Source organism: Enterococcus sp. HMSC076E04, assembly GCF_001814285.1.
In the GTDB taxonomy this organism is placed as follows: Bacteria; Bacillota; Bacilli; order Lactobacillales; family Enterococcaceae; genus Enterococcus_B; species Enterococcus_B lactis.
On the sequence record NZ_KV815559.1, the window covers coordinates 1 to 11,720 of the forward strand.

9 protein-coding genes are annotated in these 11,720 nt (G+C 37.2%); 3 read left to right on the plus strand and 6 right to left on the minus strand.

The genetic code is table 11. The features are described from left to right. Nucleotides 1–318: 318 nt before the first annotated feature. Nucleotides 319–1,833: a flavocytochrome c gene (locus HMPREF2961_RS00605; RefSeq protein ID WP_070703702.1), complete on the minus strand. Its 1,515-nt coding sequence runs from the start codon at nt 1,831–1,833 to the stop codon at nt 319–321. A gap of 138 nt (nt 1,834–1,971) precedes the next feature. On the opposite strand from HMPREF2961_RS00605, the gene HMPREF2961_RS00610 reads away from it, so the two are divergent. Then, nucleotides 1,972–2,778, plus strand: a complete 807-nt coding sequence (locus HMPREF2961_RS00610; RefSeq protein WP_070703704.1) for a DUF2238 domain-containing protein — start codon at nt 1,972–1,974, stop codon at nt 2,776–2,778. Between the two features lie 174 nt (nt 2,779–2,952). Here the strand turns inward: HMPREF2961_RS00610 and HMPREF2961_RS00615 are convergent, their stop codons facing one another. From HMPREF2961_RS00615 to HMPREF2961_RS00635, 5 genes are all read right to left on the minus strand, one after another. Beyond that, the gene (locus HMPREF2961_RS00615; protein WP_070703706.1) at nt 2,953–3,522 is read right to left on the minus strand and encodes a GNAT family N-acetyltransferase; all 570 of its coding nucleotides are present in this window, start codon (nt 3,520–3,522) and stop codon (nt 2,953–2,955) included. A gap of 82 nt (nt 3,523–3,604) precedes the next feature. Then, nucleotides 3,605–5,668 carry a bacterial Ig-like domain-containing protein gene (locus HMPREF2961_RS00620; protein WP_070703708.1) on the minus strand — a complete coding sequence of 688 codons (2,064 nt, stop codon included), beginning with the start codon at nt 5,666–5,668 and terminating at the stop codon, nt 3,605–3,607. Between the two features lie 265 nt (nt 5,669–5,933). After that, nucleotides 5,934–7,412, minus strand: a complete 1,479-nt coding sequence (locus HMPREF2961_RS00625; RefSeq protein ID WP_070703710.1) for a helix-turn-helix domain-containing protein — start codon at nt 7,410–7,412, stop codon at nt 5,934–5,936. Nucleotides 7,413–7,715: 303 nt separating this feature from the next. After that, nucleotides 7,716–8,651, minus strand: a complete 936-nt coding sequence (murB, locus tag HMPREF2961_RS00630) for a UDP-N-acetylmuramate dehydrogenase (RefSeq protein ID WP_070703712.1) — start codon at nt 8,649–8,651, stop codon at nt 7,716–7,718. Nucleotides 8,652–8,723: 72 nt separating this feature from the next. Then, on the minus strand, nt 8,724–9,644 hold the full coding sequence (locus HMPREF2961_RS00635) for a Gfo/Idh/MocA family protein (protein WP_024636558.1): 921 nt from the start codon (nt 9,642–9,644) through the stop codon (nt 8,724–8,726). A gap of 112 nt (nt 9,645–9,756) precedes the next feature. Between HMPREF2961_RS00635 and HMPREF2961_RS00640 the strand changes: the two genes are divergently transcribed. Together HMPREF2961_RS00640 and HMPREF2961_RS00645 are read left to right on the plus strand one after the other, a co-directional pair. Then, nucleotides 9,757–10,509 (plus strand): exodeoxyribonuclease III, encoded by a 753-nt coding sequence (locus tag HMPREF2961_RS00640; protein ID WP_002308394.1) that lies wholly within the window; start codon nt 9,757–9,759, stop codon nt 10,507–10,509. Nucleotides 10,510–11,126: 617 nt separating this feature from the next. Next, complete coding sequence (locus HMPREF2961_RS00645; RefSeq protein ID WP_002291442.1) at nt 11,127–11,660, plus strand: 3'-5' exonuclease; 534 nt, start codon at nt 11,127–11,129, stop codon at nt 11,658–11,660. The last annotated feature ends 60 nt before the right edge of the window (nt 11,661–11,720 follow it).

Consider the following 11,720-nt stretch of genomic DNA (forward strand, 5'->3'; position numbering starts at 1 on the left):
GTTTTTACTTGGCTGTTCTTATTACTTGATGCAGTGCAGCTTTTTCACAACCTCTTCACTAAACGGTGTTCTACTGCCAACTCCTCGGTCACAAGTCACAATATTCAACAAACATGAGAAGCTGTTTTTTGAAATTGCTCCTTGTGACTCGGAGCTGAACGGCAGGCTCACGACCTCTTTCTTAAACGGTGTTCAATCAGCTGACCCTCGGTATTCGCTCAACAAACGGCAAAATATGTGGAACTATTTTTTCGTTTGTTTCTCTAATACTCAGGTCAAAACGCTGATTTCACAACCTCTGTTTATTTACGTTCTATTTCATTCATTTTCAGAAGCAAACCGAGCTGCTTGTATGCCCGCTTGTCGCCCAAAAATAATGATTTCTGCAACTGAGTTTCCACCGATTCGATTGTCTCCATGTAAGCCACCTGTGACTTCTCCGGCAGCATACAACCCGCTGATTGGCTGATTTTCTTTATCCAATACTTCGGTATTCGTATTGATTTTCACACCACCCATCGTATAATGGATCCCTGGCGCGATTTTGATTGCATAATAATTTGGAGACGATAGATCATGTTCCATGGCTGTGGCACGATTGAATTGAGCATCTTTTTTCTCCGCAACATCCGCATTCCATCCATCAATTGTTTTTGCTAATGTTTCTTTTGGCAAATCAATTTTTTCTGCTAATTCTTCCATTGTTTTTCCAGTTGTGACATATCCTTTTTGGTCATAAAATTCAATAGCAGTGGCACGATCACGCACGCCTTGATCAAAAATCAAATACGCTGATTTTTCAGGCAACGCTGTGATGGCTGCAGATACTTTATCCCTTGTATCCATTTCATTCACAAATCTTTTGCCTTCTTGATTCACCAAGATTGCTCCTTCTCCGCGAACCACTTCACCGATCAAGATTCCCTCATCCTGTTGCACGGTTGGATGAATTTGTATTTTATCCATGTCAACGGTTTGTCCGCCTAACTTTTCGATCATGGTAATACCATCTCCAGTTGATCCTTCTTGATTTGTCGTAATATAATCAGCTAAATCGGGACGATATCTTTCAATAAATTCTTTGCTCGCACCAAAACCGCCTGTAGTGACGACGATTGCTTTACCGGTGATCTCTTTTGGTTCTTCTCCTTGGACATGTACAGTCACTTCATTGACTGTTTCGCCATTTTTCTTAATGTCTGTCACATCTGTGTTGACAAAAATCGGTATTTTTCGCTCATGGACGCTGTTCAATAATCCATCCACTAAATATCCACCGATAGCCGAGCCATCAGATGGACGATGCGTCCTCTTCTCACTCATCCCTCCAGTGATCGTTAAATTATCTAGTTTGATCCCATTTTGATCCAACCAATCGATTGCATCAGCAGAGTGATCGACAAAGTAACGAAGCATTTCTTTATCATTTGTTCCTCCGCCACCTTTTAGCGTTTCTTCATAGAATGCCTCATTTGAGTCTTCGATTCCCTCTTCTTTTTGGAATTTGGTTTCAGAAGCGTTCATTCCGCTTGATGATTTAGACGTATTTCCTCCGGCAACAGGCATCTTTTCGAAAATCACTGGGTTCAAGCCAGCATCTTTTGCTTCGATAGCGGCTGCCATCCCTGCACCGCCAGCTCCCACGATTACGATATCATAAGATTCTTTCATTTCTTTTGGATCAGTATATGCTTGTTCAGAAGCACCTGATGACACTTCGGCAGATTCCTTCGTACTAGAACTTGTCTGTGCTGTATTTTTCTGATCTGCGCCACATGCACTCATGGCAAGAAGCGAAACCGCCGTTAATAAACCAACAACTAATTTTTTCATATTTATCCCCCTTTTCTCCTTATGCTTATATTAAGTGATTTTTTTCACAATATCAACTCTGTTTTTCTTTAAGACATATAGTTTTGGTAATCGCACGCTTCTTAGTATAATTAAGGATATACATGAAGGAGTTATTTTATGAATCATTTGAAAACCTTTTTTACGAACAGTACAAAAACTGCTGGCAGAATCACAAATGGAATCTATATTTTATTACGTATCATCGTTGTTATTATGCTAGTGGATCAGATTTGGAACCAACATTGGGGAAATACGATGCTTTTATTATTGACACTGATTTTATTTGAAATTCCTTATTTCCTGGAAAAGATATTAAAGATACAGATTCCAAATATGTTAGAAATCATATTGTTATCTTTTATTTTCAGTTCAACGGTTTTAGGAGAATTAAGCGATTTTTATGGCTATTTTTCAATGTGGGATACTTTTCTACATGCATTCAGCGGATTTTTAGCTGGGGGTGTCGGTTTTTCACTTGTTTATTTGCTCAATAAAAATACAAAAACGATGAACTTGACTCCTTTGTTATTAGCAGTCGTTTCCTTTTGTTTTTCGATGACAGTCGGTGTTATGTGGGAGTTTGTTGAATTTTCAGCAGATAAATTGCTACAATTCGATATGCAAAAAGATACGATCGTCCAGCAAATCAATAGTGTGGAGTTAAGCAAAGACGGAAACACTGTCTATCATGTTCCTGATATCACTCGGACAATCATTGAAAGTCAGAATGCAGACGGTAAAACAGATAAAATAATCATCCAAAATGGTTATTTAGATGTGGGAATCATGGATACTATGAAGGATTTAATTGTTAATTTTATTGGAGCAGTCGTTTTCAGTATATTTGGTTACCTTTATAGTCGAAATGATTACCAAAAATTTACTTTCATCAAGAATTTTATTCCCAAGAAAATCAAACGATAAACATACTAAAGAAATAAGAGAAGAGGCAGTGACAAGACTTTTGTCACGACCTCTTCTTTTTCGAATAAATAGCGTATCATCAGCTAGCCAACAGGATGAATTCAAAAACAGTAAGATAGAAAGAACTACTTTTCCGTTTTTCTTCTAATATTGTGAGCTGATTTCACCATTTTTTTATTTATCTAATTTACTTAAAACCTGCATAACTTTTTCATAGTCTGGATTAGGTGTGCCATCTAGATTTTCAGCAATAAAAGAAAAACCCATTTTTTTATAAAGAGCAATCGCCTGATGGCTCCATGTCTGGGTGTGAAGATAGATTGGTCCATCCGTATGGAGAGTAGGAAATTCTTGTAAGACTTTAGCAGTCAATGCTTTTGCGAGCCCTTTTCCTTGGTAAACTGGTTTAACTGCCAACCAATGAAAAACCGGATACACTCGCTCTCTTGATTTCTTTCGCCAAGCGGTACAGGTTGCTACTTTTTCTCCATTTTTTGTCTCTACAAAAAACATCCTTCTTTCAAGTTCTTCAGGATAAGGAGCAAATTTTTTTTGAAAATACTCAAGTGCTTCATCTGTCGTTTGAAATTCCCCAACGGAAGTTTCAATCTCTGACCAAGCAGATTCGTCCCCTTTTTGATAGGTTCGAAATTCAAAACCTTCCGCTAAAGGTGTCATTGGCACAGGCAGTTGAAGTGGTCTTGTCATCCAGATTTCTGCGTAAGGCAACGTTTTATCTAACATTTTTCTATCCCTCCTCGTATCCATTATGCCAAATAACAGATAACTCAGCTACTTATTTGACTATAACAGATAGGGGAATGAATCAGAACCAGTCATCTGCGTCAAATTCATTTCGATTAGCGTATACCCATGTTCCTGCCATCCCCCGCATGACATCTCCTAAAGCGGAAGAAGAAGGGACACCTCCACCAGGTGCGGGTGTTCCCGGACTAGGAAGTGGTACTTGCGGCTGCAGATGCTCATCGGTGGAATCAATAGTTGACAAGCGTTTTTTCTTCGTTTCCTTGTGGTTCTCTGATTCATTTTGATCTTCCGGCTGTTTAGCAACAATTTCTTTTTCTAATTGTTGTTCTATGTTAGACTCTAACATTTCATTTTCCGATTCAGAAACTTGTGGGATCAAACGATCTTCTTGCCTTATCGTTTTGTTAGATTCTGAACTTTTTATAGATATTCTTGCTGGTTCTAGGCTTCTTGTTTGTTTTACTTCCCCTGTTGGAGAAACTGTAGGAGCCATTTGTTGTTTTTTTTCTGACAAGCTTTCTTCTTGTTTTTTTTGTTCTTTTTGGTTTATCTGTTTATTTAATGGTAAAACATGTAATAGCGACTGAGCGTGGAGTTCTTGGAGTGAATACGGATCATGATAACTATACATAATCGTAAAATCTCCTGTTTGTTTGGTCAAATAACCATCCTCCAATGGTTCTCCGTTGATTATAACCGCTACATCTTTTAACGGTACGGGTTTACCTAAGGAGTTTGTTGCGGATTGGATCAACTCTTCTTTACTTATTTTTTCATTTGGCTGAGCAATAACAACGTGACCTTCTAATGAACTATTATCCGGTACATAAACATAAGTGAAGGTAATTTCCTCCCCTGATTGCTTCCTATTATTCATCAGTTTTGAGTGAAGGGCTTCAAGGATCACCGACCAGTTACTATTTCTGTCTAAACCGTTTGCTTGCATCCAGTCAGAAATAGAAGTGACTTTTCCGTCTTGTTCATAAGTCGACAAATCTACATTTGGTACTCGATCAGAAAATTCAGCAGGGAGTTGTAAATCTGGAATAGGTTCTACACTACTTATGCGTGTTTCTGCTTGCAGTTCTTTATTCGTTTGACGATCAATAAAATGAGTGATGACAGTCGATGAAGCAGCAGGTGCTTCTACATAAACGACAGCTGTTATTTCCACCGCTTTTGATGTAAGAGGGTCTACATAAGTTAATACGACGGGATATTCTCCCGGTGTGGCAGGATCTACTGTCCCGCTCATTTTGATTTCTTCTTTATTCCCTGAAGTTCCATCGCTTTTTGTTACATATTCGATAAGAGCTTTAGGGTCGTAATTCTCTCCTGTTATTAGATGAAGATCTTTTCCTTTGACAGCTGTTTGATCAGCATGAACATGAATCACAGCAGATGCAGTCATTGTTTTTAAAGCAATTGGATCAAAATAAGACAAGTCAATAGTAGATACTCCTGTATTTGTCGTGTCTATGATATTCCCATTGTTTGAAATTACCTTGGACATATCTCCTTGTGTTCCATCTGCATTCCTCAAGCTTTCTACCAGATTCGATATCGAAATTTTTGTCCCTGCCAGAACGTCGATTTCCTTTCCTTCGAACTGTGAATAATCTTTTCCATATACATAAGAGACTTGTGCACTTCCACCGTCCTTCACACCTGTCAAAGCATGATTTAAACTATCAATGATCTGTTTTAGCTGATCACCTTTTGTTGGATCAGTCATACCGGAAAAAACAGAAAGCGGCACGCTGCTTCCAGTTTCTGATGTCCATAATGTTTTGTTAGGAATTAACCAATAGTGGTTTATCGTTGGAGGATAACTGACTTTATTATAGGAATTCAAAGAAGGAAGCAGCTGTGTTCCACTTACATCAGTGAAAGTATGGGTAATAGTAATAGGGGAATCAGTCGTCTCAGAGACAGATGTACGTACGATCTTGATGGTTTGTGCCGTTGCCTGAATGGGTACATTCATATAGACACCTACAGATAAGCTGATTAGCATCGTACGCATCACAAATTTGACGTAGCGGTTTTCAGAACACGATCGTTCTTTGTCTAAACGGCAAGCGTGTTTATTTAGTTTTTTAGGTTGTCTTTTTGAACACATTTATTCTTAGTCCTCCCTACTCTTGCCTCGGCATGAAGTAGTAATTTTCATAAGATGATTTTATTATATAGATAAAATCAAAAAAAGATGGTCAATTCGGACAGTATTTTTCTTGATTTTTTATTGTTTCAAGAAAATCGGAATAATAACTTATGTACTTTTTAATTTTGTCAAGCCATATCTCTTGATATCTAGTCATCTTTTCTTTGAAAAAACACATAAATCAGCTAATAAATAGGTGAGACAAAGTTGTCATCCATAAATATTAGCTGATTTTTTCAGTTAAATGTCTATTTTTTTCTCTGATAATGATATTCCCAAAATATTCCCAGTCATCTGGAGTCGGCGGATTTTTCCATATTATCTGCTCTTTGTTGAATTTTTCAAGCAAACAATCAGATAAATAAATATCCGTACGGGAAGTGATTCGATTTTCAATCACAATATTGTAATTTTTAAATCCCTTCACTTGAGAAATAATATAATCGGTATAGGCAGATCCTTGAGAGAAATCAATACAGACATAGATTGGTGATTCAAAATAAGAGACTGGACAAATACCGACCAATAAAAAAAGATAATCATAAAATAAGCGAATCATGAAACGTTCATCTTTTTCCAAGAAATAGCGTTTATTATCTTGTATGACATTTTGGATCGCTGTACTGAATATTGGATACGTTTCGAAGAAAAACTGCAACTGCTTTTTAGACGTAAAACTAGTCATCTCAAAGTCGAATATCCAATTTTTCCGATTGACATGCATCATCCCCATACGAAGTTCTTTTCGTATATGGAGTCTTTCTTCTTCAGAAACTTCAGTTGAAAATGGTAATTGATTAATCAATTCCACTGACATTTTTTGACTAATCATATGGATATCATGGAAATGAGCTTCCGCAAGTCCAAACGCACCATCTAATTCAAATTCTTCTTCCGTAATCAAAAATAACATGATATAAGAAATCTCATCAATAATCTGCTCTTTAGGGATATGTAGAAAAGAAATATGCGATAAATCCTTAATAATCTTCATTCCTTCTGAGCTCCTAAAGTATTCATCTGAAAAGAAACGTTTTCCTATTGGTTGATTTCCATAAATCCTCAACAAACTAACAGTAGTTAGCAAATTGAATTTGATTCGCTTTGTGGCAGACAACTTTAAATTGAACAGATATTCAAAATATTGCACGATACTTTTTGCTTCATTCATGACGCTTTCTCTAAATGGCATAAAAAAACCATTAAAGACCCCAAAATATACCCCAAATAATACGTTCCGTATGTTTATTTCTTCCCCAACTAATATGTTTTTCTTTAACTTTATTTGATGCTGTTCAAGAAAAGAGACTAATTCTCTTCTTTTTACATAAGCTCTTGATATGCTTAAAAAATGGTTCTCTGCAAATTTTTCAATTGTTACTTTTGAATCCACGATCTCCGTTAACAGTCGAGCAATTTTTGATCGTTGAAAGTAGATTCTTCTTAAATTTTTGATATCCGTCAAATTTAGCCGTTCAACATGAATCTCTCCTTCTTCTGAGATTTGGATCTCTGGCTTTGATTTGAATTCAGAAAATTCTTTATTTAATTCTATGATATAATTTCTTGTTTTAAATTTAGATAAACCTAATGTTTCATATAACTTAGACAACACGACGTAATTCTTTTTCTCAAATTCTAAATATCTGGCTAACAGCAGTTTTTCTCTATCTTCCTCTTCGATAAGGTAATCCAACTTCATATCCTACACCTCAAAAAAATGCCTCATACCAATCACTTGATATGCAGATGAAAGTTCATCTTTTCACCTATACTGATTTTATGATGGATTACACCTGTTTTTTCATCAGTTATTCTCATTTTTTATCTTTTTTTTGAGAATATTGCAAAAAATGGAAAAATTTACGGGAAAATATTCTATATTTTTTGTTTTATTGTGTTAAAATGTACAAGATTTGCACCATTTGCGTAAACAACCACAAAAAAGAGCAGGGCGTCCACCGTCCTGCTCTTTTACTTATTTTAAGTGCAATTCAATTACTTATTAATTCGCTAAACTTCTGCTTGTTTCTGATAGTGCTTGTTTCTCTCCAATGATCCGCACTTCTGTTTCTAAAGACACATCAAATTTTTCTTTGATTACTTCTTGGATGTGCGCAATCAATTCAATGTAATCTGTCGCTGTCGCATGATCGATATTGACGATGAATCCAGCATGTTTTTCAGAGATTTGTGCACCGCCCCATTTCAGACCTTGCAATCCTGCTTGCTGGATCAGCTGACCCGTATAATGTCCTACTGGGCGCTTAAAGACACTGCCGCATGAAGGATATTCTAATGGCTGTTTTGATTGACGCAATTCTGTCAACTCATCCATTCTTGCTTTGATTGCTTCATAATCCCCTGTTTGCAAACTGAATCGAGCTTCCAATACGATAGCACGTAGTTCTTGGACTTTACTGTGACGATAAGAAAATACCATTTCTTCTTTTGTCAAAGTTTTCAATGTTCCATCTTCAAGCAAAAGATCCACTTCAGCAAAAACATCTTTGATCTCTCCGCCATACGCACCTGCATTCATATAAACCGCTCCACCGACACTTCCCGGGATGCCGCAAGCAAATTCAAATCCAGTCAATGATTCGGCCAAAGCTGCATAAGTCGTATCAATCAGTGAGGCACCTGCTTCCGCAATGACCATCGTTCCTTTGACATGAATCTGTTTCATTTCAGTCAGCATGATGACTAAACCGCGGATTCCGCCATCTTGAACGATCAGATTGCTTGCGTTTCCTAGTACCATCCAAGGTATATCATGGATTCGGCAATAATCGATGATTTGCTTTACTTCTTCTTGCTTTTTCGGGAATGCAAGGACATCAGCTGGTCCGCCTGTTTTCGTAAACGTATAGTTCATCAATGGTTCATCAAACAATAAAGTGATCGTGGCTAAGCTTTCAACTATTTCTTCTTTATTCACTGAGGATTTTCCTTTCTTTTCTCAAACGTCCCCATTATTCTATCACGCTTAATACAATCTTGCCAGTCTTGTTCAAAGTTGATGACGGTAGTGCTCTTTAAGCACTTCCTCGCATAATTCATGACTTCTTACAACTTCTTGCTGTTTAAGCAGTTCTGCTTCCCGTTTACCTGAACGAATCTGAGATAAGAAGGCCTCTACCATTGGCTCAAACCCGCGTTTGACTAGCGTGTTCGTCCAGTCGCCAAATTCTTTCACCTTTTTTCCATCAGCATCTTGAATGACAAGCTGGGTCAGGTCGCTTACTTCATAAGTACCGTTCTTACTTGTTACTTGATATTTTTCTGTATTAGCACCACTTGCCAAATCCATCGTTAATATAGCCGTTTGATTTTGTGTTTCTAATTGTAAAATGGCATATTCCAAATATTCCTTTGTTTCTCTTATCTGATATTTTGTTCTCAAAATGGGTTCATCCAATAAATACACCGCTGTATCAATGAGATGTAAAAATAAATCATAAAGGACGAATTCTGTCGTCTCTTTTGCCGCTATTCGATTTTTTTGCAGTTGGATCAGCCGCTTCTCTGGGATACGTTTCAATTCTTCTACCATAGGAGCAAAGCGTCGGTTAAAACCGACCATCAAGATCACTTGGTTCTTATCAGCCAATTCTTGCAATTCACGCACTTCGTTTAGATGGACACTCAACGGTTTGTCAATATAAACATGGATACCATTTTCCAGACATCTTTTTGCTAGCTCATAATGTACTTTTGTTGCTGCGTGGATCATGCATGCTTCGATTTTTTCTTCTAAGAGCTCATCGATCGTTTCATATAGATGTTGGAACCCATATTCTTTTTGGATTCTTTCTTTTGTTTCTTTATTTCGTGTTGCAAAATAAAAATCAACTGTTCCTTGTTTTTTCGCATAAGTTGGTAAATATGCTTTTTCTGCAATATTCCCTACACCGATTACACCAATCTTCATCGACTTTCCTCCTGGATCATTTAGTTACTTTCATCTTACACCATTTTTTACTAAAATGAGGTACAATAGTATCGCAAAGGTAAGGAATTTAATTCGAAGGAGTGTGCTTTTATTGAAATTTATCTCTTGGAACGTGAACGGGCTTCGTGCCATCGTAAATAAAAATTTTTTAGAAGTTTTTCATGAGTTAGACGCCGATTTTTTCTGTTTGCAGGAAACAAAGCTCCAAGCAGGACAGATCGATTTAGATCTTCCTGGTTATTATCAATATTGGAATTATGCAGAACGAAAAGGCTATTCTGGTACAGCCATTTTTGCTAAAGAACCTGCATTGAATGCCACTTACGGAATGGGTATCGATATCCACGACACAGAAGGCCGTCTGATCACTTTGGAATATTCCGATTTCTTTCTTGTAACTTGTTATACGCCAAATTCTCAAAGTGAATTGAAACGTTTAGATTACCGATTAGAATGGGAAGAAGCCTTTTATAATTATTTGGAAAATCTAAAGAAACAAAAACCAGTCATCGTTTGCGGGGATCTAAACGTCGCGCATCAAACGATCGATTTGAAAAACTGGAAAACGAATCAAAAAAATGCTGGATTCACTCCAGAAGAAAGAGCGGCTCTTTCTCGACTGTTGGATAACGGGTTTATCGATACATTTCGTTATTTTTATCCAACTCAAGAAGGTGTTTACTCTTGGTGGAATTACCGATTCAATTCAAGAAAAAACAATGCTGGTTGGCGGATCGATTACTTTTTGACGAGCAAAGATTTAGCGCCAAGACTGGCTGATGCAAAGATCCATACGGACATTATGGGCAGTGACCATTGTCCAGTAGAATTAGATTTGAAATAAAGAGGTTGTGAAAAAGCTGTTTAGTTTCGAGTATGAAGAAAAATTTTGTGAAAATGGCTTTCCACATTTTTGCATAAATTTGGCTTAATACCGAGAAACTGGCTTTTGAACACCGTTTACCAAGAGGTTGTGAAATCAGCGTTTGACCTGAGTATTAGAGAAAGAAAACGGCAAAATAGTTCCTCATATTTTGCCGTTTGTTGAGCTAATACCGAAGGTCAGCTGATTGAACACCGTTTACCATGAGGTTGTGAGCCTGCCGTTTCACACTGAGGCACAAGGAGCAATTTCAAAAAACAGCTTCTCATGTTTTATGGATATTGTGACTTGTGACCGAGGAGTTGGCAGGAGAACACCGTTTATCAAGAGGTTGTGAAATCAATGTCCTGACCTGAGTATTAGAGAAAGAAAACGGCAAAATAGTTCCTCATATTTGCCGTTTTCTGGCTGATACCGAGAAGTCATGATCCTCTCGTCTAACTCCGAGTCGCAAGGAATGAGTTCAAAAAATAGCTTTTCTCTACAAAAACTACATAAAAAATCCTATGTTTTTTGTTAAAACTATTTGTTTTTTTCAAAAGTATGTTACAGTAATTTCCCAAGGAGGTTTTACAGAAATGAATTTTGTTGCCATGGATTTTGAAACTGCCAATCATCAGCCTTATAGCGCTTGTTCTCTTGCGTTAGTCATGGTAAAAAACAGCCAAATCGTCGATGAATTCTATACATTGATACAGCCTGAAACTCCTTTTTTCTGGCGAAATGTCCAAATTCACGGAATCCATCAAGAAGACGTACGCAATGCACCGAAATTTCCAGAAGTCTGGCAAACTATCCAGCCATATTTTCAAAAAAATCGTTTAGTCGTTGCACATAATGCTGCTTTTGATACAAAGGTCTTAGCAGGTTGTTTAGATTATTACCATCTCGAACAGCCTAATTATCTTTCTTTATGTACAGTGAAAAGCAGTCGTCGCTTGTTTCCTGAATTTCCAAATCATCGATTGAACACTGTGTGCGAAAATTTGAACATCCAATTAGATCATCATCATGATGCATTGGAAGATAGTCGTGCGTGTGCGGAAATCCTGCTTTATCAAGAAAAAAAATTCGGGACAGATCCATTGAAAAAACTCGTGACTATAAAGTAAAATAATCATTTACTTATGAAACGCACAAAGAGGTTGTGAAATCAGCGTTTTGACCTGAGT